The sequence below is a fragment of the Mycobacterium sp. SMC-18 genome, assembly GCF_045310895.1.
Classification (GTDB): Bacteria; Actinomycetota; Actinomycetes; order Mycobacteriales; family Mycobacteriaceae; genus Mycobacterium.
In genome coordinates, this window is sequence record NZ_JBJIAL010000010.1 from 142,937 (window position 1) to 167,637 (window position 24,701).

Annotated in this window: 23 protein-coding genes and 1 other RNA gene; 3 read left to right on the forward strand and 21 right to left on the reverse strand. The window is 67.2% G+C overall.

Translation table 11 applies throughout. The features are described from left to right. Positions 1–9: 9 nt before the first annotated feature. The 4 genes from glnA to ACJH6J_RS11715 all read right to left on the reverse strand — a co-directional run bounded on the left by glnA (position 10) and on the right by ACJH6J_RS11715 (position 6,077). Positions 10–1,353: a type I glutamate--ammonia ligase gene (glnA, locus tag ACJH6J_RS11700; protein WP_073698185.1), complete on the reverse strand. Its 1,344-nt coding sequence runs from the start codon at positions 1,351–1,353 to the stop codon at positions 10–12. A gap of 82 nt (positions 1,354–1,435) precedes the next feature. Continuing rightward, a complete protein-coding gene (locus tag ACJH6J_RS11705; protein WP_406803965.1) occupies positions 1,436–2,977 on the reverse strand; it encodes an alpha/beta hydrolase in 1,542 nt (513 codons plus the stop codon). Between the two features lie 123 nt (positions 2,978–3,100). Beyond that, positions 3,101–4,615, reverse strand: a complete 1,515-nt coding sequence (locus ACJH6J_RS11710) for an alpha/beta hydrolase (RefSeq protein WP_064859274.1) — start codon at positions 4,613–4,615, stop codon at positions 3,101–3,103. A 58-nt stretch (positions 4,616–4,673) separates the two neighbouring features. Beyond that, on the reverse strand, positions 4,674–6,077 hold the full coding sequence (locus ACJH6J_RS11715; RefSeq protein WP_073698188.1) for a wax ester/triacylglycerol synthase family O-acyltransferase: 1,404 nt from the start codon (positions 6,075–6,077) through the stop codon (positions 4,674–4,676). A 162-nt stretch (positions 6,078–6,239) separates the two neighbouring features. Here ACJH6J_RS11715 and panB point away from each other — a divergent pair, with 162 nt between their 5' ends. After that, on the forward strand, positions 6,240–7,085 hold the full coding sequence (gene panB, locus ACJH6J_RS11720) for a 3-methyl-2-oxobutanoate hydroxymethyltransferase (RefSeq protein ID WP_061005324.1): 846 nt from the start codon (positions 6,240–6,242) through the stop codon (positions 7,083–7,085). Between the two features lie 100 nt (positions 7,086–7,185). On the opposite strand, the gene ACJH6J_RS11725 is transcribed toward panB, so the two are convergent. After that, on the reverse strand, positions 7,186–7,965 hold the full coding sequence (locus ACJH6J_RS11725; protein WP_406803966.1) for an enoyl-CoA hydratase/isomerase family protein: 780 nt from the start codon (positions 7,963–7,965) through the stop codon (positions 7,186–7,188). A gap of 97 nt (positions 7,966–8,062) precedes the next feature. Between ACJH6J_RS11725 and ACJH6J_RS11730 the strand changes: the two genes are divergently transcribed. Next, positions 8,063–9,568: a CHAD domain-containing protein gene (locus ACJH6J_RS11730; protein WP_406803967.1), complete on the forward strand. Its 1,506-nt coding sequence runs from the start codon at positions 8,063–8,065 to the stop codon at positions 9,566–9,568. A gap of 5 nt (positions 9,569–9,573) precedes the next feature. Here ACJH6J_RS11730 and rnpB read toward each other — a convergent pair. From rnpB to ACJH6J_RS11750, 4 genes are all read right to left on the reverse strand, one after another. Beyond that, positions 9,574–9,974: RNase P RNA component class A (rnpB, locus tag ACJH6J_RS11735), an RNA gene on the reverse strand. A 26-nt stretch (positions 9,975–10,000) separates the two neighbouring features. Continuing rightward, entirely contained in the window at positions 10,001–10,351 is a 351-nt protein-coding gene (locus tag ACJH6J_RS11740; protein WP_346414468.1) for a hypothetical protein, read from the reverse strand. A 14-nt stretch (positions 10,352–10,365) separates the two neighbouring features. Then, the gene (locus ACJH6J_RS11745; RefSeq protein ID WP_406803968.1) at positions 10,366–10,995 is read right to left on the reverse strand and encodes a class I SAM-dependent methyltransferase; all 630 of its coding nucleotides are present in this window, start codon (positions 10,993–10,995) and stop codon (positions 10,366–10,368) included. Beyond that, a complete protein-coding gene (locus ACJH6J_RS11750) occupies positions 10,982–11,962 on the reverse strand; it encodes an NAD(P)/FAD-dependent oxidoreductase (protein ID WP_406803969.1) in 981 nt (326 codons plus the stop codon). Before ACJH6J_RS11750 ends, ACJH6J_RS11745 begins: the two co-directional genes overlap by 14 nt. A gap of 47 nt (positions 11,963–12,009) precedes the next feature. Between ACJH6J_RS11750 and ACJH6J_RS11755 the strand changes: the two genes are divergently transcribed. After that, positions 12,010–12,588 carry an XRE family transcriptional regulator gene (locus ACJH6J_RS11755; protein ID WP_318985213.1) on the forward strand — a complete coding sequence of 193 codons (579 nt, stop codon included), beginning with the start codon at positions 12,010–12,012 and terminating at the stop codon, positions 12,586–12,588. Positions 12,589–12,672: 84 nt separating this feature from the next. Here ACJH6J_RS11755 and ACJH6J_RS11760 read toward each other — a convergent pair whose 3' ends face one another. From ACJH6J_RS11760 to ACJH6J_RS11815, 12 genes are read right to left on the reverse strand one after another with little or no spacing between them, the layout of a single operon-like run. Further along, on the reverse strand, positions 12,673–13,335 hold the full coding sequence (locus tag ACJH6J_RS11760; RefSeq protein ID WP_406803970.1) for a CAP domain-containing protein: 663 nt from the start codon (positions 13,333–13,335) through the stop codon (positions 12,673–12,675). A gap of 16 nt (positions 13,336–13,351) precedes the next feature. Then, entirely contained in the window at positions 13,352–13,714 is a 363-nt protein-coding gene (locus tag ACJH6J_RS11765; RefSeq protein WP_406803971.1) for a DUF732 domain-containing protein, read from the reverse strand. An 8-nt stretch (positions 13,715–13,722) separates the two neighbouring features. After that, positions 13,723–14,376, reverse strand: coding sequence for a hypothetical protein (locus ACJH6J_RS11770; RefSeq protein ID WP_406803972.1), 654 nt, complete (start codon positions 14,374–14,376; stop codon positions 13,723–13,725). Further along, positions 14,373–14,990, reverse strand: coding sequence for a mammalian cell entry protein (locus ACJH6J_RS11775; protein WP_406803973.1), 618 nt, complete (start codon positions 14,988–14,990; stop codon positions 14,373–14,375). Before ACJH6J_RS11775 ends, ACJH6J_RS11770 begins: the two co-directional genes overlap by 4 nt. Next, a complete protein-coding gene (locus ACJH6J_RS11780) occupies positions 14,954–16,402 on the reverse strand; it encodes an MCE family protein (protein ID WP_406803974.1) in 1,449 nt (482 codons plus the stop codon). Before ACJH6J_RS11780 ends, ACJH6J_RS11775 begins: the two co-directional genes overlap by 37 nt. Continuing rightward, a complete protein-coding gene (locus ACJH6J_RS11785) occupies positions 16,403–17,557 on the reverse strand; it encodes an MCE family protein (protein ID WP_406803975.1) in 1,155 nt (384 codons plus the stop codon). Next, positions 17,554–18,894: an MCE family protein gene (locus ACJH6J_RS11790; RefSeq protein WP_406803976.1), complete on the reverse strand. Its 1,341-nt coding sequence runs from the start codon at positions 18,892–18,894 to the stop codon at positions 17,554–17,556. The genes ACJH6J_RS11785 and ACJH6J_RS11790 overlap by 4 nt, the downstream gene beginning before the upstream one ends. Continuing rightward, positions 18,891–20,231 carry an MCE family protein gene (locus ACJH6J_RS11795; protein WP_406803977.1) on the reverse strand — a complete coding sequence of 447 codons (1,341 nt, stop codon included), beginning with the start codon at positions 20,229–20,231 and terminating at the stop codon, positions 18,891–18,893. Before ACJH6J_RS11795 ends, ACJH6J_RS11790 begins: the two co-directional genes overlap by 4 nt. Further along, complete coding sequence (locus tag ACJH6J_RS11800) at positions 20,228–21,253, reverse strand: virulence factor Mce family protein (protein WP_406803978.1); 1,026 nt, start codon at positions 21,251–21,253, stop codon at positions 20,228–20,230. Before ACJH6J_RS11800 ends, ACJH6J_RS11795 begins: the two co-directional genes overlap by 4 nt. 39 nt (positions 21,254–21,292) lie before the next feature. Next, positions 21,293–22,735 carry an MCE family protein gene (locus ACJH6J_RS11805; protein ID WP_406803979.1) on the reverse strand — a complete coding sequence of 481 codons (1,443 nt, stop codon included), beginning with the start codon at positions 22,733–22,735 and terminating at the stop codon, positions 21,293–21,295. 3 nt (positions 22,736–22,738) lie between these two features. Next, the gene (locus ACJH6J_RS11810) at positions 22,739–23,593 is read right to left on the reverse strand and encodes an ABC transporter permease (protein WP_406803980.1); all 855 of its coding nucleotides are present in this window, start codon (positions 23,591–23,593) and stop codon (positions 22,739–22,741) included. A 7-nt stretch (positions 23,594–23,600) separates the two neighbouring features. Continuing rightward, a complete protein-coding gene (locus ACJH6J_RS11815) occupies positions 23,601–24,374 on the reverse strand; it encodes an ABC transporter permease (RefSeq protein ID WP_138248565.1) in 774 nt (257 codons plus the stop codon). Between the last annotated feature and the right edge of the window lie 327 nt (positions 24,375–24,701).

The window sequence follows — 24,701 nt, forward strand, 5'->3', positions numbered from 1 at the left end:
ACTAGGCCATTACAGCGACAGGTATTCCTTGAGCTCGAACGGTGTCACGTGGCTGCGGTAGTTCTCCCACTCGGTGCGCTTGTTACGCAGGAAGTAGTCGAAGACGTGCTCCCCCAACGCCTCGGCGACGAGTTCGGACTTCTCCATCTCGCCGAGCGCCACACCCAGGCTCGACGGCAGCTCCTTGTAACCCATCGCGAGCCGTTCCTCGGGCGTCAGGTTCCAGACGTTGTCCTCGGCCTGCGGCCCCAGCTCGTAGCCCTTCTCGATGCCGCGCAGGCCGGCGGCCAGCAGCACCGCGAACGCCAGGTACGGGTTGCATGCCGAGTCGGGGCTGCGCACCTCGATACGGCGCGACGACGCCTTGCGCGGCGTGTACATCGGGACCCGGACCAGGGCGGAGCGGTTGGCCGCACCCCACGACGCGGCGGTCGGCGCCTCGCCGCCGTGCACCAGCCGCTTGTAGGAGTTCACCCACTGGTTGGTGACGGCGCTGATCTCGCTGGCGTGCGTCAGGATGCCGGCGATGAAGGACTTGGCGACGTCCGACAGCTGCAGCGGATCGTCGGCGCTGTGGAAGGCGTTGGTCTCGCCCTCGAACAGGCTCATGTGGGTGTGCATCGCCGAGCCCGGGTACTGGCTGAAGGGCTTGGGCATGAACGTGGCGCGCACGCCTTCGTTGATCGCGACTTCCTTGACCAGGTACCGGAACGTCATGACGTTGTCGGCCATCGACAGGGCGTCGGCGTAACGCAGGTCGATCTCCTGCTGACCGGGCGCACCCTCGTGGTGGCTGAACTCCACCGAGATGCCCATCGACTCGAGGGCCTCGATGGCGTGCCGGCGGAAGTTCGGCGCCGAGTCGTGCACGGCCTGGTCGAAGTAGCCGTTGTTGTCGGCCGGCACCGGCACCGAGCCGTCGTTGGGGCCGGGCTCCAGCAGGAAGAACTCGATCTCCGGGTGCACGTAGCAGGAGAAGCCCAGATCGCTGGCCTTGGCCAGCTGGCGGCGCAGCACGTGCCGCGAGTCGGCCCACGACGGCGAGCCGTCGGGCATGGTGATGTCGCAGAACATGCGGGCCGAGTAATGCTTGCCGGTGCTCTTGGTGGTCCACGGCAGCACCTGGAAAGTGGACGGATCCGGCCGGGCCACCATGTCGGCCTCGGAGACGCGGGCGAAGCCCTCGATGGCGGATCCGTCGAAGCCGATGCCCTCTTCGAAGGCGCCTTCCAGCTCGGCCGGCGCGATCGCCACGGACTTGAGGTATCCGAGCACGTCGGTGAACCACAACCGGACAAAGCGAATGTCGCGTTCTTCCAGCGTGCGCAGCACGAATTCCTTCTGGCGATCCATGTCCGCAGCGTAGGCAGCAGCTGTTAAATCCGTGTTACCAAGTGGACTCTGTTCGGCATGTTTCGCTGGTGAGACGCTCAGGTCAGCACCGCAATCCCGCCGCAGGCAGCACAGACTGGAGCAGGAACGCCACCACAGCCGTGTCGACGCACCTGTCGCCGTTGAACACGACGGTGTGCTGGGTGCCCTCGTAGCTGATCAGTGAGGCGCCGAGTTCGCGCGCCAGATTCACCCCGGCTTGGTACGGCGTGGCCGGGTCGTGCGTGGTGGAGACGACGACGACCTTGCCCGGGCCGGGCGACGCCGGTGCGTGCGGACGGGAGGTCGCGGGCACCGGCCACATGGCGCAGACGTCGCGCGGCGCGTAGCCGGTGTACTGGCCGTAGCTCATGAACGGCGCCAGCTGGCGCGCCCGCTGGTCGGCGGCCGCCCAGGTCGCGGGATCGGTCGGGAACGGCGCGTCGACGCACCGGATCGCGGTGAACGCGTCCTGCAGGGGCGCGTAGCGACCGTTCTGATCACGGTGCTGGTAATCGTCGGCCAGCAGCAGCAGATCGCCGGCGTCACCGCCGCGCTGCAGTCCGATCAGCCCGCTGGTCAGGAACTTCCAGTACTTCTTCGTATAGAGCGCGTTGATGGTGCCGGTGATCGCGTCGGAGTAGCTCAGGCCACGCGGATCGGACGTCAGGCCCGGACGCACGGCGAGCGGATTGACCAACTGCTGGTACCGCGCCACGAACTGCGTCGGGTCGGTCCCCAGCAGGCAGCCGACCGACTGCGCGCAGTCCGCCGCATAGTCGTTGAAAGCCGTTTGGAATCCGGCCAATTGGAGCAGGTTCTCGGTGACCGGATCGGCATTGGGGTCGACGGCACCGTCGAGCACCATGGCGCGCACCCGGTCCGGGAACCGTTCGGCATAGGCCGCACCGAGTTCGGTGCCGTAGGAGAAGCCCAGATAGTTGATCTGCGACTCCCCGAGTGCGGCCCGCACCACGTCCATATCCCTTGCCGCCGAGGCGGTTCCGACGTTGGCCAGGAAGCTGCTGCCCATCTGTTGCAGGCAGTCCTGCGCCGTACGGCGGCTGACGGCTTCGATGTGCGCCACCCCGGCCGGGCTGTAGTCGACCATCGGGTCGCGGCGGTTCGCGTCGAATTCGGCGTCGCTGCGGCACCGCAACTGCGGCGTCGAATGCCCCACGCCACGCGGATCGAAGCCGACGAGATCGAAGCTGCGGCCGATCTCGGTGTCGGACAGGACGGCGCCCATGCCCGCGACGGTGTTGACGGCCGACGCGCCCGGACCACCCGGGTTGACCAGCAGCACGCCGAGTCGCTGGCCCGAGGCCGGGACCCGGATGACGGCCAGCTTCGCTTGCGGCCCTTGCGGATCCGCGTAGTCGACGGGGACGCTGATGTTGGCGCACCGCGCCGTCGGCAAGTCCGTCGTGTCACCGATGAAGGGTTCGCAGCCGCCCCAGTCCGGTGCCTGTTCGTAGTAGGACTGCAGAGATTCGGGAGCCGCGTGCGCGACCGATCCCGGTGCGGCGCTGATGGCCACCAGCAATCCGACGACCCCTACCGCACACCGTCGTCCTCGACTGCCCGCCCGCCACATGGCACACATGGTCGCACGGCGCACAGCCGAGCCGAAGCCTGGTTCCGGAGGGAGACAACCCGGCAATCAGACGGTGACCGAACGGTTATCTCCCGGCGGCACCGCGTTTTTCGCGCTGCCGCTATTCGCGACTCAGCATTTCGCGCCGGCCTCGGGCACGGTCCCGTTGACCAGATAGCCGGCAGCGTGGTCGTCGACGCAGCTGTTGCCCTGGAACACCACGGTGTGCTGCGTGCCGTCGAACGTCAGCAGACTGCCACCGAGTTCCTTGGCCAGGTCCACGCCGGCCTGATACGGCGTGGCCGGGTCGTGGACCGTCGACACCACCAGCGTCGGAGCCAGGCCCTTGACCGAAATCTCGTGCGGCTTCGACGTCGGCGGCACCGGCCAGAACGCGCAGGTGCCCAGCGGGGCGTCGCCGGTGAACTGGCCGTAGCTCATGAACGGCGCCACCTCGCGGGTGCGCTTGTCCTCGGCAATCACCTTGGCGCGGTCGGTGATCGGCGGTTCGTCGACACAGTTGACCGCCACCCGGGCATCGGTCGAGTTGTCGTAGTGGCCGTCGGGGTCGCGACCCATGTAGGCGTCGGCGAGCCGCAGCATGATGTCGCCGTGGCCGCCCGCGAGCTCGGTGAGGCCTGCGGTGAGGTCCTTCCACATCGCCGGCGAGTACAGCGGCAGGATGGTGCCGACCAGCGCGTCGCTGTAGCTCAGACCACGCGGATCCTTTGTGGGAGCGGGCTTTTGGACCAGCGGGTCGACCAGGCTGTGGTAGACGTCGTTGACCTTGGCCGGGTCGGTCCCCAGCGGGCAGTCCGGGCTGGTGGCGCAGTCGGCGGCGTAGTTGTTGAACGCGGTCTGGAACGCGGCGGCCTGGTTGATGTCGGCTTCGATCGGATCGGCGTTGGGGTCGACGGCGCCGTCGAGGATCATCGAGCGCACCTTGTCCGGGTAGTCCTCGGCGTACTGCGCGCCGATCCGGGTGCCGTACGAGTAACCCAGGTAGGTCAGCTTGTCGTCGCCGAGGGCGGCCCGGATGGCATCCAAATCCTTGGCGACGTTGGCGGTTCCGACGTTCTCCAGGAACTCCTTGCCCATCTTGTCGACGCAGCGCTGCACGAACTCCTTGGTCTGGGCCTCGATGTGCGCGACACCGGCCGGCGAGTAGTCGACCTGTGGGTCGGCGCGCTGGCGGTCGTTGTCGGCGTCGGAGTTGCACCACACCGCGGGCTTGGAGGACCCGACGCCGCGGGGGTCGAAGCCGACAAGGTCGAAGCGCTGCCGTACCGAGTCGGGAATGTTGTTGAGCAACGACACCGCGGCGCTGACGCCGGACTCCCCCGGACCGCCGGGGTTGATCACCAGCGAACCGATCTTGTCGCCGGTCGCCTTGATCCGCAGCAGCGCCAATTGGGCGACGTCGCCGTCGGGCTTGCTGTAGTCGACGGGCACCGACAGCATCGCGCACTCGGCGCCCTTGGGGATGCGCGACTGCGAGTCCGGGGATGTGGTCTGGCACGGCGACCACTGCAGGGGCGCGCCCGGCTTCGGCACCGCGCGGGTGGCGCGTCCGTCGATCACCTGGCTGCAGCCTGTCGCCAGCACGAGCACCATTGCTGCGGCGAGACTCCCCCGTCTGAGGTTCATGGTCGACCATGGTGCCATGTGCGCTGGTCTGACCTGATGAGGGCGTTGCCGCGCGCCGTCAGACGGTGGCGGCGGCAACCAGTTCGTCCAACGCGGCGGCGAACTCGTCGGCCATGTCCCACAGGTCCGGAACCAGTTCCGGGCAGGAGATCAGGCCGACGTCGAGCGTGCCGTTGAGCGACATCACGGTGATGTTGAGCCCGGAGCCGTGGAACAGCGGGCCCAGCGGGTACATCGCCTTGACCTCGGCGCCCAGCATGTACAGCGGATCCTGCGGACCGGGCACGTTCGAAACGACGAGGTTGTGCACGGGCTTGGCCTCGGCCAGGCCCGTCGATGCGAACACCCGCATCGCGGCGCCGAACACCGACGGCGCGGCGAACTGCGACCAGTCCTGTAGCAACGTCGCGCTGATGGCCGAACTGTGTTGTTTGGCAACGGTGCTCGAGTCGGCGATGGCCCGCAGGCGCTCGGCCGGGTCTTCGATGGTGGTTTCGAGTTTGGCGAACATGCCGGATACCTGATTGCGGCCCGGGCGGTCGGATTTGTCGCGCACGGACACCGGGCACATGGCCACGAGGGTCGATTCCGGCAGCGCGTCGCGCTCGGCCAGGTAGCGCCGCAGCGCGCCCGACACCAGCGCCAGCACCACGTCGTTGACCTTGACGTGGAAGTGGTTCTTGACGGTCTTGATGTCCGCCAGGTCCAGCTGCGCGAAGGCGACGTTGCGGTGCGCGGTGACGTTGACGTTGAAGGCCGTCTTGGGTGCGGCGAACGGCGCCGCCATGGTGAGTCCCTTGGCGGCGCGGCGAACGGTGTCGATGACGGTCGTCGCCGTCGAGGGCAGCACGTTGGCCAGCTTCAGCGGCCGGGTGAAGTACTTGACCGCGCCGCCCACCGCGATCTCGAGTTCGGAGGCGGTGCCGGCGGCCGGGACGGGCTCCGGCGCCGGCGCGTCCGGCTCGAGGGTGCACAGCTGTGACATCAGGTTGGCGCCGGTGACGCCGTCGATGCCGGCGTGGTGCATCTTGGTCATCACCGCCAGCCGGCCGCCGTCGTGGGCGTCGGTGCCGGCGATGTTCTCGATCACCCACATCTCCCACAGCGGGCGGCTGCGGTCCAGCTGCAGCGCGGCGATGTGGCCGCAGATCTCGGACAGCTCGACACGGCCGCCCGGGGCCGGCAGCCCGATCCGGTGGACGTGCCGGTCGATGTCGAAATCCGGGTCCTCGACCCACACGGGGTGGTCGAGGTTCAGCGGCGAGTCGGCCAGCTTCTCGCGAAACTGCGGCATGGCCGCGATGCGCTCACTGAGCATCTGGCGCATCTTGTCGAACGTGTAACCGCCCGGAATGGTGGCGGCGTCGAGTTCCAGCACCGCGCACACGTGCAGCGGCTGCACGGCGGTCTCCAGATAGAGGAAGCTGGCGTCGAGTCCGCTGAGCCGTTGGTATCCGGGCATGGGCGTGATCGTAGGCGGCCCGGATTACCCAATGTGAGGCATTCCACTTCATGTGTCGTTCACCTTGGGGGTGCGGTGGTGGCAGACTTGACAGCGTCAAACGTCCCGGGGACCCGATCTGGGCCTCGAGGTTCGTACCGACCAACACATTTGAGGACGACGATGTCTGATCAGGTTTACGGCGCTGCCCCGGAGTCTGTCTGTACGACCCCGCGCACCAAGATTCGTACCCACCACCTGGCGAAATGGAAGGCCGAAGGCCACAAGTGGGCGATGCTCACGGCCTACGACTACTCCTCTGCCCGCATTTTCGATGACGCCGAGATTCCCGTCCTGCTGGTCGGCGATTCGGCGGCCAACGTGGTCTACGGCTACGACACCACGCTGCCCATCACCATCGACGAGCTGATCCCCCTGGCCCGCGCGGTCGTCAAGGGTGCCCCGCACGCGCTGGTGGTCGCCGATCTGCCGTTCGGGAGCTACGAGGCGAGCCCGCAGCAGGCTCTCGCGACGGCGACCCGCTTCATGAAGGAGACCGGCGCCCACGCGGTCAAGCTGGAGGGCGGTGAGCGGATGGTCGAGCAGATCGCCGCACTGACCCAGGCCGGCATCCCCGTCGTGGCCCACATCGGTTTCACCCCGCAGAGCGTCAACGGGCTCGGCGGCTTCCGGGTCCAGGGCCGCGGTGAGGCCGGCGACCAGACCATCCACGACGCCATCGCCGTCGCCGAGGCCGGTGCCATCGCCGTCGTACTCGAGATGGTGCCGGCGGAGCTGGCCACCCAGATCACCGGCAAACTGACCATCCCGACCGTCGGCATCGGCGCCGGCGCCAACTGCGACGCACAGGTGCTGGTGTGGCAGGACATGGCGGGCATGACGGCGGGCAAGACCGCCAAGTTCGTCAAGCGCTTCGGCGACGTCGGGGCCGAATTGGGCCGCGCCGCACGGCAATACGCCGCCGAGGTGGCGTCCAGCGTGTTCCCGGCCGAGGAACACTCCTACTGAGTTAGTTGCACGAGCTGGGGTACGTCCCCCTCGCGACAAGACGCAATACTGTCGCATTTCCCGGGAAATGCGACAGTTTTGCGTCTTCTCGGCAGAGCAGTTACGCGAATTCCGGCTTGCGCTTGCCGACGAAGGCGCCGACGCCCTCTTTGCCGTCCGGTGACCCGGCGCACTTGGCGATCAGCCGGCCCTCGCGTTCCAGCTGGGTCTCGTAGTCTGCGCCGTAGGTCGTCAGCAGCAGCTGCTTGACGGCGGCGTTCGAGCCGCGCGCCTGCGTGGCGACGTCGGCGGCCAGGGCGTCGAGCGCGGCGGGCAGCTCGGCGTCGGGCACGACGCGCGTGACCAGGCCCCAGTCGGCGGCCTCGGCGGCGGTGAGCACGCGGTTGGTGATCATGAGTTCCTGGGTGCGGCGCAGCCCGATCAGCCGCGGCAGGACGTACGACGATCCGCCGTCGGGGCTCAGACCGGCCTTGGTGTACGCCATGGTGAACGACGCGGACTCGGCGGCGAGCACCAGATCGCCCGAGACGCCCAGCGGGAAGCCCGCACCGGCGGCGACGCCGTTGACGGCGGTGATCAACACGGCGTCCATGCGGGCGAACGTCGACATGGCGCGGTGCAGGTCGTCGGCGATGCCCTTGACGAACGCGCCCGGGTCCGCGGCGGCGGCCATCGCCTTGAGGTCGCCACCGGCGCAGAAGAATCGGCCGGCACCGGTCAGGGTGACGACCTTCACCGAGGCGGTGTCGCACAGCGCGGCAGCGGCCGCGAGGTCGCGGGTGAGCGCGTCGTTCATGCCGTTGGCCGCCTCGGGCCGGTCGAGGACGATATTCACGATGGCACCGGACTGGGCGAACTTCAGGGTCTCGAATTCGGTCATGGGTCAAGACGTTATCGGCAGCCGGTCACGCGCAGCGATATGGCAGGCTGATGGCAGCGTTGGTACTGCCCGTCCCGGGTCGCAAATGAAGGTGAACATGGCCGCTGGCAAGCGTAAACCGTCCCGCCACACCGAGATTGAACGCAAGTTCGCGGTGGTCGACAGCACGGTGTCCCCGTCGTTCGACGGATTGTCCGCCGTCGGCAGGGTCGAGCAACTGCCCGTCGCGCATCTCGACGCGGTGTACTTCGACACCCCGGATCACGATCTGGCGGCACACAAGATCACCCTGCGCCGGCGCACCGGCGGCACCGACGCGGGCTGGCATCTCAAGCTGCCCGCCGGCGCCGACGCGCGCACCGAGGTTCGGCTGCCGATCACCGCCGCGCGCGAGAGCGTGCCCGACGAACTGCGCGACATCGTGCTGGCCATCGTTCGCGACCGCACGCTGCAGCCGGTCGCCCGGATCGAGACCGAGCGCACCGTCTCGATGCTGTACGCGCCCGACGACACCGAGCTGGCCGAGTTCTGCGACGACCGGGTTACCGCCACGGCGGGCGAGTCGCTGCAGACCTGGCGCGAGTGGGAGCTGGAGCTGGTCGGCGACGGCGCGGAGGGTGCCGAGTCGGGCCCCGAGCTGCTCGACCGGCTGGCCAACCGGCTCTTCGACGCGGGCGCCAAGCCCGCCGGGCACGGGTCCAAGCTCGCCAAGGTGCTCGCCGCGGCGCGCGGCGCGGATGCGCCACCGCCATCGCCCGAGCCGACGGATAAGGTGCACCGCGCCATCGCGGCGCACGTGTCCGAGTTGATCGACTGGGACCGCGCGGTGCGCGCCGACACCTTCGATTCCGTGCACCAGATGCGCGTCACCATCCGCAAGATCCGCAGCCTGCTGCAGGAGAGCGGCAATCTGGGCGACCGCGAGTGGGTGCTCGAAGAGCTCAAGCTGCTGGCCGCCGTGCTGGGCACGGCGCGCGACGCCGAGGTGCTCGCCCAGCGGTACGACGATGCGTTGAAGGGCCTGGCGCCGGAGCTGGTGCGCGGACAGGTGCGCGAGCGCCTGGTCGACGGTTCGCAGCGGCGCTACCAGTCCGGGCTGCGGCGATCGCTCGCGGCCATGCGGTCGGAGCGGTACTTCCGGCTGCTCGACGCGCTCGATGCGATCGTCGTCGACAACACCCAACCGGCCACCGCCGACGAGGACGCCCAGCCGGTGACCGTCGGCGGCGCCTACCGCCGCATCCGCAAGTCGGTGCGGCGGGCCGAGGCCGCGGAGGCTGCCGGCGCCGAGGACAGCGAGGAGGCGCTGCACCGAATCCGCAAGGGCGCCAAGCGTCTTCGCTACACGGCCGCCGCCATGGGCGAGTCGAAGGTGGCCGACTGCGCCAAGGACATCCAGACGCTCCTGGGTGACCACCAGGACAGCTACGTCAGCCGCGGGCATCTGGTGCAGCAGGCCGAGGCCGCCCACGCCGCGGGCGAGGACACCTTCACCTACGGCATCCTGTACCAGCAGGAGGCCGAGGTCGCCGAGTACGCCCGGCTGCAATTGGATGCCTCGCTCAAGGCCCTCGCGCGGGCGATGCGCAAGGTGAAGAAGTAGCGGGGCGGACGAGCTGGCCTGTAAGCCGGATTCTGTTCCCCGCCACCATTACTGGTGGCGGGGCGGCGACCATCCATCTGGGTACACCGTCGCCGGGTACCTCAAGCGGCCTACCCGCAGGCTCGGGCGAGCAGCCCTCGGGCACCTGCGCAACCGCAACCAGGTTGCGGCCTTCTTGGCCTTGCTTCGGGTGGGGTTTACCTAGCCACTCCGGTCACCCGGAATGCTGGTGCGCTCTTACCGCACCGTTTCACCCTTACCGTCTTCGCACCAGGCTCAGACGGCGGTCTGTTTTCTGTGGCACTGTCCCGCGAGTCACCTCGGATTGCCGTTAGCAATCACCCTGCTCTGTGAAGTCCGGACTTTCCTCGAAACCTTCCGGTCCCGCGGCCGCCCGGCCAACTCGTCCGCGCGGACCACCATATCAGCTGGTCAGAGCGCCGCGACCAGCGAGTCCAGCACAACGACCGCGCCGTACACCAGGAGCACCTGCTTGAGCCAGCGCGGCCCGTCCCTACGGGTGCGGACCGCGGCCAGGCCGAGCCCGAACACCACGATCACCGGCACCGTGATCGCCCAGGCCGACCACACCTTCTGCGGGCCGTACACCAGCAGCGCGGCGGCCGGCCCCAGCGACCAGTCGCCGGAGGTGGCCAGTGAGTTGCCCATGGCGTCGGTCAGGACCTGGACCGCTTCGACGCTGCCCCACAGCAGGCACAGACAGGCGGTCACCAACAGCATCGACTCCGCGGCCAGCCGGATGTCGAGCCGGTGTTTGACCACCTGGTGCCCTCCGATCAGTGCGTGCGGCGCAGGACGATCAGGTTGTCCCGCAAGACGGCGGCTTCGCCGGTAGGGCCGATCGCCTCGCGTTCCACAGTACCGACGTGCTGCGGCTGCCAGCCTTTGTCGGGCAGGTCGAGCTCGGCGACGACCTCGTCCGCGGACTGAAAGCGGTGGTCATGGATGTGTTGGGACGCCCAGGGCGGCGCCTCGCCGTGGTCGACGATCAGCAGCGTGCCGCCCGGAGCGACAGCCGCTGCCGCCTGCTGCAGTATTTGCCGGCGCTCCAGGTGGACCGTGGAATGCAGGAACTGCGCCGACACCAGATCGAAGCTGCCCGTCGGGAAGCTGTGTGACAGGTCGTGGTGCTGGAAGTCGATGCGCCCGGCCACTCCCCTCGCCTCGGCCGCACTGCGCGCCCGGTCGAGGGCGTTGGTGGCGATGTCGACCGCCACCACCTCCCAGCCCTCGGTGGCCAGCCAGATCGCGTCGGCGCCCTCGCCGCACCCCAGATCCAGTGCGCGGCCCGGGGGCAGCTCGCCGGCGATCTTCGCGAAGTTGGCGTTGACCCGGCCGCTCCACATCTGCGGCTTCTCGGCGTACCGGCCTTCCCAGTGCTCTTGCGGCGTTTCAGTTGTGGACATCGGACTCCTCCTGCGGATCGAAGTGGGGCCAGGGCATGACGGGAAGGCCGAACTGGTCGTGCAGCAGACTCTGCACGATCCCGGCGGCCGCGGCGGAACCGGCGGCGATCGCCGAGGCCACCTGAGGCATCTGCGCGCAGACGTCGCCCGCGGCGAAGACGCCGGAGACCGAGGTCCGGCCGAACTGATCGACCACGAGGGCATCGACGACGACCGGCCCGGGCGGCGCGGTCCGCACACCGAGTTGTGCCGCCAGGTCGGTCCGCTGCCGCAGCGCGCTGGCCACGAGTGCGCCCTCGCGCTTCAGTTCGTCGCCGTCGGCGAACACGATGGACGCCAATTCGCCGTCGCGCGATGCGAATTCGACGATCTTGCGCTCGTCGACCTGTACACCGGCGTCGGCCAGCGCGCGGTACTGGTCGTCGTCGAGCCCGGACGGACCGTTCGTCACGACGACGACGTCGTCGGTCCAGCCGCGCAGCATCAGCGCCATGTGCACGGCCCGGTCGCCGTCGGCGAGGACGGCCAGCGCCTGATCACGCGCTTCCCAGCCGTGGCAGAACGGGCAGTGGAACACCGACCGCCCCCAGTGCTCGGTCAGCCCCGGGATGTCGGGTGCCTCGTAGTGCATGCCGCCGGCCAGGAGTATCCGCTGGGCATGGTGCACAGATCCGTCGGCGAGTTCGAGCCGGAACGTGGGACCGTCGTGCGCCGTTGCGCCGGTCACCAGCCCGTCGACAACCTGGACCGACGGGTACTGGGCGAGCTCGCGGCGGCCGTCGGCGTACAGGTCCGCAGGCGGTCGTCCGTCCTGGCCCAGCAGTCCCCCGATGCCGTGTGCCGCGCGATTGCTCTGCTCGCCGGCGTCGATGACCAGCGTTCGTCGTCGGGCGCGGCCGAGCACCAACGCGGCGCTCAGCCCCGCCGCGCCGCCCCCGACGACGGCGCATTCCCATTCGTTGTTCATGACACCGACCTTGCCGGGCGATGCCGAAAATGCCAAGCTGATTTGCCATGCAGGCAAACCCGGAGGACGATGACATCGAAGCGCGCGTCCGGCGGCGGCTGCGGGAACTGCGCACGCAACGCGGCATGACGCTGGAAGACGTTGCGCGCGCGGCCGATATCGACATCTCGACGTTGAGCCGGCTGGAATCGGGCAAGCGCCGGTTCGCGCTCGACCATCTGCCCCGGCTCGCCGCGGCGCTCTCGATCAGCACCGACGAACTCATGCGCGCACCCGAGGCCGAGGATCCGCGGGTGCGTGGGTCCTCACACACCCGCGGCGGCATCACGTACTGGCCACTGACCCGCGGCGGGCCGGCCGGTGGTCTGCACACGTTCAAGATCCGCGTGAGCGCGCGGCGGCGCACGCCACCGACCGAGCTGCCGGTGCACGATGGCCAGGAGTGGCTCTACGTGTTGTCGGGGAACCTTCGCCTGCTACTCGGCGACCGCGACTTCACCATCAAACCCGGTGAGGCCGTGGAGTTCTCGACCTGGACACCGCACTGGTTCGGCACCGTCGACGGCCCGGTCGAGGCGATCGCCATCTTCGGGCCGCACGGCGAGAAGCTGCACGTGCGCAACTGAGCAGGATTCGCCCCGCGAATGTGCACTCAGATCGCTAGTTCGGCGATTTTCTCGCTCTGCGCGCACACTCGCGATACAAGAGCCCTAGTTCGCCGGGTACGCCGGCGCCGGGAAGACACCGCGCAGGATCCAGGGGAACCAGGTGAGGCCGTGCTCCAGCTCGTCGCTGCCGTCGTAGTCGGGACTCGGGTCGAAGCCGTTGTTGCCGCCGCCCCCCTTCTCGTCGCGGTGCGGCGGTTCGGGCAACTGGCCATACACGGCGACGACGACGGTGCGGTCGAGGCTGTTCTCGGACCACACGCCCATCTGGTTGTTGGCGCAGTTGGACATGATCTGCTTGATCACCGGGTCGTAGTACCACTGGTTGATCAACTCGACTCCGCTGATCGCGAGCGCCGGGTTGGTGGCCACCGTCTGCGCGACCGGACCGCCGCGGTAACCCGCCTGCTCGGCCCGCATCTGGGGCGTGGAGCCGTCAGATCCGATGTCGCCGTCCAGGTTCCGGTTGGCCATCATGTCCTTGGCCTGCCGTTCGGCGGCCTGCTGCAGCTGCGCATTCACCGCGATGTCGTTGGTGCAACCCGCCTGATGCTGCACGGTGTAGACGTTCGACACGACAGAGTCGTTGAGCCGCTTGTTGTTCGGGATGAGGGTGTTGCCGTTGTCAGCGTGCGCGAGCGGTACGCAGAGCGCGGTGCCCAACGGCACGACCGTCAACACCGACAGCACCCATTGCCGACACCTCATGTTGGATTCCTTCGCATCAGGGATGGACGCCCGGCGGCGACTGGTAGTGCGCTGCGGAGTTTCGCAGCTGCCAGATTCGTGCGGGGCACAGTTCGTTGACGGCCTGCGAGATGAGGTAGGACGCCTGGTAGTCGTCGTCGGTGTTGAAATCGCCTCGTACGTCGCCCATTACGTCAGCGAAGGTCCGGCCGGCCGCCACCTTTTCGCAGATGCCGTAGCCATAGCCCAGAGCCGCATCGGCATTGGGAAAGTTGTAGCCGGGCCGCACGGTGACGCCGATCAGGTACGCAGTCGCATCTGCGGATGCCATTCCCGGTGGCACAGCGACATTCAGCGCGACCGCGCCGAGCACCGCACCGGTCAACAGTTTTGCGAACACGCGGGGGCTCACATCGGATCGAATTGCGAGATGAGCCAACGCCCCTCGACCTTGTCGAGGGTGACGCGAACACTCGAGGCGGTGCTGGTCGGGGCGCTGTCGCCGATGATCATCGTCTGGTCCACGAACAGCATGACCACGGCATGGTCGGGGGTCGCCTTGGTCCATACGGCTGCGGGCACGGTGGCGACAGCGGAGATCTTCTTCTGTTTGGAGCCCGGGATGACCACGTCGCGGGTGAGCGAAGTGTAGGAGTTCAGGAAGTTGCCGGTCATGTATTTCTTGGCGGCTTCCAGATCCTTGTCGACGGTCTCGGGCTTGTAGGACAGCAGCGCGATGGTGCCGTCGGTGGCGGCCTTGGTGGATTCCCTTTTGGCCGTGTCGGCTCGGCTCAGAGAAACGTCTTTCCACTGCAGGTAACCGGCGGCGCTACCGAGCGCGAGGACGAGCGCGGGCAGCAGGCCGTAGACGGCCACGTTCGCCCAGGCGACGCGGCGCCGCGGCGTTGCAGGCGCCGCGTCGGTGGTCTGCGCGGCGCAGGTTTCTGTGGCACCGGCCTCCACCGCGTCGTCAAGCTCATCGGCTGCGACCTCATCGGCCGAAACGGTTGCCTCGTCGGATTTTTCGGCGGCGCCTTCGCCCCGGGACCTGGTCAATTTCACGGCACAAACTCCACGTTGGACACCTTCATCACATCACCGACTTTCTGCACTGCGATGCGCATTCGCCATTCGCGTGGTTGTTGATCCGGCGCACCGACATTGGAGGTTTTGACGGCCACGGCGACCAGCACCTGGGCCGCATCGCCCGACTCTGATTCCAGCCCGGCTTCGGTGATCGAGCCGGTGGACGTCGACTTCGCTTCCTTGACGACCTTGATGAAAGGTGCTGAGCGTTTGGCGAAGTCGTCGTAGAACTCCCCCGTGGCGCTGTCGAGGATGCGCTGGACGTCCGCGTCGGCGCGTTGCCAGTCGATGGTCGTCAGGTTCAGCGCGCCCTGCCGGGCGGCCTGGACGATCTGGCTCTGCCGCTCATCGGTCTGGGTTGCGCGGTGCGCCCGCACCGCCAACCAGCCGACCAGTGCGCTGAGCGCGACCACCAGGACCAGGCCGATCACCGCCGCGATCCGGCGCACCGGCTTCGGCTTCGCGGGCTCCGGCGCATCCGCGACGTCGGCCTCATCAACCTCGTCGATGTCGTCGATGTCGGGGTCGAGGACGGCGACCCCGCCGCCGTCGGTCAGCTCCCCGGCTGCGGTGTCATCATGCTTTGCCATGTCTTCTCCTTCGGAGCCGTGTGGGCCAGATCGGCTTGGGTGTAGGTCTTTCCGTCAGGGCCGATGTACGACCCGCTGGCCGGGTCGTACTCGGCCACGGCGACCGGCGGGGGCGGCGCACCGGCTGGCGGGGGCGAGCCTGGCCGCAGTTGTGGCACGTCCTGCCCGGTCCAGGTGGCGTTGGGATCGCCCTTCCAGTTGTAACCGTCGTTGAGTGGCACGTACGGTTCGTTGCTCTCGCACTGCTTGACGGTGGCGGCACGCTTGCCGGGCACCGTCTCGCACGGCAGGTTCTTGGCGCCACGCACGTTGAACATGCCGTCCTGCGGGGTCCGGCAGTACAGCTCACCGGCCGGCAGCTCGGGGTAATCCTCCAGCGCCGGGTTGCGCATCTGCTGCGCCGGCAGATATCCGGTGGTGCACGGCGGCGGCAGGTTGATGTTGAGATTGAAGCTCAGGTACGCGCCCTTGTACGCCTGCTTGGTGTCGCGGTTCGCCAACGTAACGCCTTGCGCTGCTTCCGTTGTCCGCGGCAGCAGGACCAGGAGCTGTTCGAGGTTCGGCTGGTAGGTGATCGCCACCTTGTTGATGGACACCAGATTCTGCAACACGATCGGCAAGGTCGGCCGCAGCCGGTTGAACAACTGCCCCATCTCGCCGAATGCCGGGCCGCCCTTGTCGAGCAGCGTGCCCACGGCTTTGTCCTGCGCCTGCAGTTCACCCGTCACCGTGGCAAGGTTCGCCGCCCACGCCTGGATGGCACCCGAGGTGTTGTTCTGCGAGTCGAGCACGGGTTTGACCTGATCGATCAGGCTCAGCAGCGGGTCCAGGTTCGCGCGTGCGTCGATGGCCAGCTGGCTGCCGCCTTTGACGATGTGCGAGAGCTCCGGTCCCAAACCACCGACCGCCGTGGCGGATTCGTCGACGACCGTCTTGAGGTTCTCCTTGGGCACTGCCTGCAGGCCCTTGGTCAGCGAGTCGATCACCGTGTTGATGTCCGGCGGCACCGACGTGTGCGCCAGCGGGATGACGTCACCGTCCTTGAGCGGCCGCGAGCCGGTACCACGGGGCGTCAGCGACACGAACTGCTCACCGATCGCCATCTGGCTGTGCACGTCGGCCTGCACATCAGACGGAATATCGGTACCGGAGTCGAGCGACAGCTCCGCCTGTACCCCGGTGGGTGTGAGCCCGACGGACTGCACCCGGCCCACCACGGTGCCGCGGTAGGTGACGTTGCCGGTGGCATACAGGCCGCCGGTCTCGGGCAGTTCCATCTTGACCACGTAGCGCCCGATGCCGAACAGCTTGGCGGGCAACTGCATATAGATCAGGCTCATCATCGTCACCGCGATCAGGGCGACGAGGGCGAAGATCGCGAGCTGAATTCTCACGCGTTTGTCGAGATGCATTTACGGCCCCTGATCCCAGCGGTACGGAATGGTCAGCGGATTGCCCGGGTTGTTCGGCCCGCCGGCGGTGCACGGGCTGGGGAACTGGCCGATGGTGCGGCCCCACTGCAGTTCCAGCTCCGTCAGGTCGCACTCCCAGCGGGTGCCGGTGAAGAAGGCCTGGTCGATACGGCTGAGGGTGAGGTCGACGATCGCGGTGAGGTTCGCGTAGTCGCCGCGCTGCCACTTCTCGATGGTGTCGCTCGGGAACGGCACCGTGGGGATGAAGCTCAATGCCCGCGTCATGGCCGGCCCGGCGTTGGCGAGCTGCTCGAGCGTCGGCCCCAGATCACGTAATTCCTTGATCACGTTCTCTTTTGAGCGGTCCACGGTATCCGCCGCGAGCGCGGCGAACTTGCTCAACTTGTCGGCGGCCTTGACGAGGTTCTCGCGCTCACCGTTGAGTACGGCCAGCGCCTCCGGGACGGTGTCGATGGCCTTGTCCAGGACGGACTGGCTCGCGGCCAGCTTGCCGACGACGACGTTCAGGCTCTCCGACGCCGCGATGATGTCAGGGGTCTGGTCCTTGACGTTGGCGGTGAACGTGTCGAGCTGTTTGATGAGGCTGCGCAGGTCCTCGGCACGCCCGTGGAACGCCGTGCTGAAGGCCTCGGTGATGTCCTGGACGTTGCCGATGCCACCACCGCCCAGCACCATCGATACCGCCGACAGCGTCTGCTCGACCGACGGGAAGCTGCCGCTGCTCGCCAGCGGAATGACCGACCCCTGGTGCAGCTGTCCTTGTGGCCGGCCATCTTTGGGCGGTCCGAGCTCGATGTGCAGCGTGCCCAGCAGACTGGTCAGCCCCAGTTTGATGGTCGAGTTGGCCGGTACCTTCACATCGCCGTTGAGCCGCATGGTGACCAGCGCGTGCCAGCCCTGCCGCTCGATCTTGGTGACCGTGCCGACCGTGACGTCGGAAACCCGGACCCGCGAATTCTCCTGCAGATTGGTGACATCGGTCATCTGCGCCTGGATCTCGAACGCCCCGGGTCCCCCGCCTTCGGTGCCGGGCAGCGGCAGGCTGTTGGCACCGCGCCACCCCGAACAGCCGGCAGAGGCCACCAACGCCAGGGCCGCCAGCACGCAGCCTCCGGCCGTACGCAGGCGGTTCACGACCCACCTCCGGCCGGCGGCGTCATCATCCCGGCCAGCCCGGCGTTGGCGTCGGTGCTCACTGTCTGCGCAGCCGGTACATCCGCGGAGGCAGCCTGCTGCGGAGCCAGCGGCTGGGGTGCGGCGGCCGCTTGCTGCGCCACCGGAGCTGCCGGCCGCGATGGTGGGACGTAGTCGGGCCGCATCCAATCCTCGCTGTAGGTAACCTCATTGGGCCGGGCCTGGGCGCCCACCATCAAGTTCTCGCCCAGCGGCAGGAAGTTGTACTGCCGGTTCTTGACGATGGGCGCCAGGTACTGCGCACACAGCTTCGACGACTGGTCCGCACCGAGGCGCGACGCGGCCTGGATGGCACCGCAGATGAAACTGACCGGGTTGGCGAAGTTGTTGGCCGCCAGGATGCCGGTCAGGGAACCCACCGCCGGCTCATAGATGTTGTTCAGATCCGCTACTGAATTGGGTGCCACGTGGAGCACCTGCTTGATGTCATCGAGGCTGCCCACGATCGCGGTGCTGACCGACGCCAGCTTGTCCGACGCCGTCCCGACGGCTTCCTTGTTGTCCGCGACGAAGGACCGCAGGTCGTCGGCGACGGCACTCATGTCGTGCAGTGCCTGACCGACTTTGTTGGGGTCGTCGGCGACCAGTCCGCTCACCTCGGCCAGGTTGGTGTTGAGCCGTTCCAGCAGTCCGGTGCTGTCCTGCAGCGCCGAGACCAGGATCGAGAGGTTCTTGAACGTCGAGAACAGGTCATTGCTGTGGTCGCCGAGGATCGAGACCGCCTGCGACAGCCGGATCACCGATTCCCTGATGCTGGCGCCCTGTCCGCGCAGGTTGTCGGCAGCGGTGTTGATGAAGCCGCCGAGGGTGCTGACGCCGCCGGGCTGGTCGGGTTTGAGCAGATCGGCCACCCGCTGCAGCTGGGTCCGCACCTGATCCCACTCCACCGGCACCGCGGTCCGATCGAGCGGGATGACGGCGCCGCCACGCAGCGTCGGCCCGCCCCGGTAGGGCGGGATCAGCTGAATTGCCCTGCCCGTCACCAGCTGTGGCGATAGGATCACGGCCTTGGCGTCCGCCGGCACCTTGTACTTGTCGTCGATCCAGAAGGTCACCTTGACCTTTTCTGGCCCCGGTTCGATGTTCTCGACCTTGCCGACCGGCACGCCTTGGATCAGGACGTCGTCGCCCTTGAACAACTGATTGGTGTTCTGGAAGTAGCCCACCACTTCGTTGCGCGACGCGCGCTGGAACGCCGTCACGGCGAAGTAGCCGCCACCCACGACGAGGGTCACCGCGGCGGCGACGACGAGCAGGCGTGTGGACAGCTTGCTCATTGCTGTCCTCCTGGCTGCTCAACGGGATCCGACACGTGCACGGGCGGGGTTTTCGGTGGTTCCGGCATGGCGGTCTGCCCGGGTGCGAGCGCCGGCGGCCCGGGTGGCGGCCCGCCAGGCGGCGGCGCCGGCTGCGGCTCGCGGACCGGGTAGCAGCCGGGGCCGGGCAACGGGATTCCCGCTGGGCCACAAGCGGTATCGCCGGGCTTGCCGGTGATCGCATCCGGAATCGTCAGACGCGGGTCGCCGGCCTGGCCGGTGCGCGGGAACGGCACGGGTAGCGGCGGGGTGCCGGGCTGACCCACCTGGGGATCCTGAAGCTGGGACGGCAGTTTGGTGTTCGGGTCCACTCCGAGGTCGGAGAACGCGGCATCGACGAACGGCTGCACGAACTGACCGGGCAGCAGGTTGACGATGTACGCCTTGAAGAACGGCCCTGAACTCACGGCGTCGCCTAGCGCCAGGACGTACTGGCTGAGCCCCTTGACGGCCTGTTGCAGCCGTTCCTTGCGGTTGTCGAGCATCGCGACGACACCGTTGAGCTTGTCCAGCGCCGGCCGCAATTGCGACCGGTTCTCGGCGATCAGTCCCTTGAGTTGCTGCGAGACCGCAGACAGGCTGTTCCACAGCCGGCTCACCGCGGCACTCTGCGAACGCAGTTGCACCAGAAGGACATTGGTGTCCTTGACCAGGCTCACCACCTGATCGCTGCGCTTGGCCAGCACCGTCGTCGCCTTCGACGCGTTGTCCAGCAGACTACGCAGCTGCGCGTCACGGTCGTTGAGCGTCTTGGAGAACCGCGCGATGCCGTTCACCGCATCCCGCAGATCCGGTGCGGTGTTCGCGAAAGCCTCTGACACCGTGGCCAGCGAGTCCGACAGCTGATGGGTGTCCAGGCCGCTGATCGCGTTGGTCACATCACCGAGGGCATCCGGAAGCTGGTACGCCGACACTGTCCGCTCCAGCGGGATGGTGCCCTTGAGGTCGCCGTCGCCCTTGGGAACGACTTCGAGCATCTTGCTGCCCAGCAGCCCCTTGGTCTTGATCGCGGCCTCGGTGCGCTCCCCGAGGTGCACGTCGTCGTCCACGGTGAACTTGATCAGCACGCGCGGACCGTCAAGGTCGATGCTGGCGACCCGACCGGCCGGAAAGCCCGAGATGTCCACGGGCGCACCGGTGTGCAGTCCACTAGCATCCTCGAAATAGCCGGAGTACGTGCTCGTCCCGCTGACGAACGGAATCTTCTGGAACAGGAGCGCCACGGTGGCGATCACGACCACGGCGCCGATACCGATGGCGCCAAGGGCGAAATGGCTTCGCTCGGCAAAAGGTTTCATCTCGGGGTGCACCGTCCTGAGGTCTGCCCGGCCACCTTGACGTAAACCGGTTGTCCCCCTTTACCGTTGAGCTTGAGCACCGCGTCGCAGAGGTAGAAGCTGAAGAAGTCGCCGTAGATCCCCTGCCGGGACAACGCCTTGTACTTGTCCGGCAGGGTGTTGAGGAAGTTGTCAAAGTAGTCGTGGTCGGCGAGCACGATGCCCGCGGTCCGGTCCACCTCGTGCACCGTCTTGGCCAGCGGCGGCCGGGCCTCGGTCAGCAGGCCGGCAATCGAGTTGGCCGCTGCGTCCGTGTAGGCCACGGCATTCGAGACGTCGGTCTTGCGTTGCGCCAGGCGGCCGACCAACTCCGACAGCGACACCACGGCCTTGTCGAGCTTGTCGCTCCTACCGCCGAAAGACGTCAGCACCGTGTTCAGGTTGGTGACGACCTGCCCGATCAGCTGATCGCGGTCGGCCAGCGTGTTGGTCACCACCGCGGCCTGCGCCAGGAACGACCCGATCGACGGACCCTGCCCCTGCAGCGCCTCGATCAGCTGCCCGCTCAGGTCGTTGATCTTGTCGGGGCTCAGGGCCGAGAACAACGGACGGAAACCACCAATGACGGCATCGAGGTCCAGCGCGGGTTGCGTGTGGTCGACGGGGATGGTGTCCCCTGGATTGAGCTTCTTGGTGCCGCCGGCACCTTCCTCCAGCGCCAGAAAACGATCGCCGACGACGTTGTCGTACCGGATCACCGCACGGCTGCCCTCGGTCAGTACGACCGAACTGTCCGCGGTGAACTCGACCGTCACCGTCGAATCGCGGTTGATCGACACGTTCTTGACCTGGCCGACCTCCACGCCCGCGATGCGAACGTGACTGTCCTTCTTCATGTTCGAGACGTTGACGAACCGGGCGAAGTAGGTGTGTCCCTCGCCGAATCGCAGGTCGGCGAAGACCAACCACAGGGCGACCGTGCCCAGCAGACAGACCGCAAGGAAGACGGCGAGACGCAGCAGCGTGCCTTTGAAGTTATCCATGGCGTCCCTCCTGCCTCAGTTGTGGGTTGATGGTCATGGTCAGTTCGCGCCTGCCGATTCGGGCGGCGCGGGCGCCACAGGCGCTTCCGCCGGCAATGGTGCCGCCTGCGCGGGCGCCGGTGCCGACTGCGGTTGAGCGTCAGCGGGATTCGGCGCGGCGGGCGGCACACCCGGCCACAGCGGCACCCCGCCGGGCCCGTACAACGCCGCGCCATAGGGCGGCGCCCCGGCATACGGGATCGGACCGGGCGCGGGTCCGGGCAGGCACTGCCGGATGCTCGGCGCCGCCGGCACCGCGCGGGTGCTCTGGAACCACTGGCCCCAGCACGGGCTGCCGATCCCCGGGTTCGGCCGGATATCGAGCCCGGTACCCCACCCGGTGTTGGTGATCAGTTGCCGCACCGGGAAGTTCTTGGCCACGTCGGGTAGCGAGCCACAGCCTGGCTGCCCACCGGGTCCGCCCTTCGCTGCGACGATCGGCAGATTGTCGGGGAACACGTACGGGTTCTTGCCCGGCAGCAGCGTCGCATCGAGGATCAGCGAGCGGCCGTCGGCCCCGCCGAACACGCCCCAGGCACCGGTGTCGAGGAACTTCTTGTTCCCTTCCAGCCAGCACGTGTACCCGGGGCTGTACTTCAGCAACAGACTCGTCGTGGGTTCCAGCCCGTTGATCGCGTCAACCAGGTTGTTCCCGCTCGCGCCGAGCAGGTCGGTTCCCGCCTCGGAGAATCCGATGACGTTCATCAGCAGACTGTCGAGCGCCTTGGCCTTGCCGGTGACGGTGCCGCTGGTGGTACTGGCGGCATTGAGGATTTTCACGATGTTGTCGGCCGCCGCACCGTAGGTGTCACTGAACTGCTTGAACGACCGCCAGTCGTCACGAATCTTGTCCGAGCGCGAGTTGAGCGCCGTCAGTACCTCGTTGAGATCCGTTGTGGCCTGGCCCATTCGCTCACCCTGACCGCGGACGCCTTCGGCGACGGCGCTGAGCACCGAGTTCAGCTTCGCCGGGTCCACCATGTCGAGCAGGTTGACGATGTTCTCGAAGACCGTGTCGACCTCGGTCGTCGTGTGTTCGGCATGCAGTACCGTGCCCGCGGTCACGCGGGCACTGCTGGGCGACGACGGATAAACCAGATCGACGAACTTGGCGCCGAATGCCGTCGTAACGCTCACCTGCGCACCGACATTGGCGGGGATGTACTTCACCTGGTCCGGGTCGAGCTTGAGTTGCAGGGTCGCCCCCGACTGGCCCACGTCGATCTGGCTGACACGGCCCACCAGCACGCCGCGCATCTTGACCTTGGCGTTGGTCTCCAGCACCAGACCCGCCCGGTCCGCCATGACCGTCACGGGCACATAGGGTTTCGCGGCACCGGTGAAGGTCACCGTGGTCACCACCATGAACAGCACCACGGCCGTGATCAGGATCAGGGCCCACCATGAGTTCGAGATCCGGCGATCTCCCTTGCGCGCTTCCACCGGCTAACCCGCCATGTTGAAGTTGCCGGACTGGCCGTAGATGGCCAGTGAGATGAACACGATCTCGACGGCCGCGATCACCATCGACAGGCGCACCGCACGGCCGACCGCCTCACCCACGCCGGCGGGACCGCCGGAAGCGGCGAAGCCGAAGTACGTGTGCACCAACATGATCACGACGGTGATGGCGACGCATTGCACGAACGACCAGATGAGGTCGGTCGGGTTGAGGAACGTGTTGAAGTAGTGGTCGTACACACCCGCGCCCTGCCCGTAGACCGTCGTGGTGCCCAGGCGCGCGGCGAAGAACGCCATCATGACAGCGACGCAGTACAGCGGGATCACCACGACCACCGCGGCCAGGACCCGGGTCGACGCGAGGTAGGTGATGCTGCGGATACCGATCACCTCGAGGGCGTCGATCTCTTCGTTGATCCGCATGGCACCGATCTGCGCGGTCGCACCGGCGCCGATGGTGGCCGACAGCGCCACGGCAGTGGTCGCCGGCACGATCATCCGCACATTGAGGAACGCCGAAGCAAAACCGGTGAGCGCCTCGAAACCGACGGACGAGAACTGGTTGTAGCCCTGGATCGCCACGAGGGCACCCGTCGTCATCGTCAGAAAGCCGACGATCGCGACCGTGCCACCGACGACGACGAGCGCGCCGGTGCCCAAACCTGTTGCGGCGATGAGCCGTAGCAGCTCGGCGCGGTAGTTGACGACGGCATCGGGAATCGACCCGATGGTGTGCGAATAGAAGGCACCCTGCTCACCGATGCGATTCCAGCGCGCCACGGAGGTCTTGGCCAGTTTGTCGAGCCGCGGGAATCTGCGGCTGGGGACGTCGACAGTCATCTCTCCCTCACGACACCGTGTACTGGATCGCGACCGCGGTCACGATGACGTTGATCGCGAACAGCACCATGAAGGTGAAGACCACGGTCTCGTTGACGGCGTTCCCCACACCCGCGGGGCCGCCGCGCACGGAAGTGCCCTTGTAACAAGCGATCAGGCCGGCCGCCATGCCGAACAGCGTCGCCTTGATGAGCGCGACGATGATGTCGCCCGGTCCGGTCAACAGGTTCAGGCCGCCGACGAACGCACCCGGTGACACGTGCTGCACGGTGGTGCAGAACAGGAACGCACCGGTCAGGCCGACCAGGATCACCGTCGCCGACAGCGCCAGCGCCACCGTGGTGGCGGCCAGCACGCGGGGCACCACGAGCGAACGGATGGGGTTGATGCCCATCACGCGCAACGCGTCGAGTTCTTCGCGGATGGTCCGCGCCCCGAGGTCGGCGCACATCGCCGTCGCGCCGGCCCCCGACACCACCAGCACCGTGACGATGGGGCCGATCTGGTTGACCGTGCCGATCGCGGCGCCGGTGCCGGAGAAGTCGGCTGCGCCGAATTCGGTCAGGAGAATGTTGAAGGTGAATGTCAGCAACACCGCGAACGGCATCGTGAGCAGCAGCGCGGGCAGAACGGACACGCGCGCGACGAACCACGTTTGCATGACGTATTCATGCCATGCGAACGGCGGCTGGAACATTTGCACAAAAGTGTCGAACGTCATCGCAAAGAAGCCGCCCAGTGAAGTAACCGGCTTCGCCGCTGTGCGAGCAATCGTCACCATTTGCCGCCCGCACTTTCCAACCATTGCGCCGAATCCACTACGTATGGTCGATAAGCGATCGCTGCGGCCAACATGGGTGGAGACGCTATCAATGCAGGTCAGCCGTCAGCCACCTCCAGATGGAGGGATTCAGGCCTGTGAGTTGTCCCCCATCGGGGTGACTATTGTGTTCTACATCACACAGTGCCGGAGGAACCGGAATTCCACAGCAATAGCACAGTCAAGCCATATCAGATAATTGCTGAATTCGCACCAGAACAGAAATGCAGGCCAGTTTTTTTAATTCACCACAGCGGCAATATCGAAAGCGCCCCGAAAACCCGACGG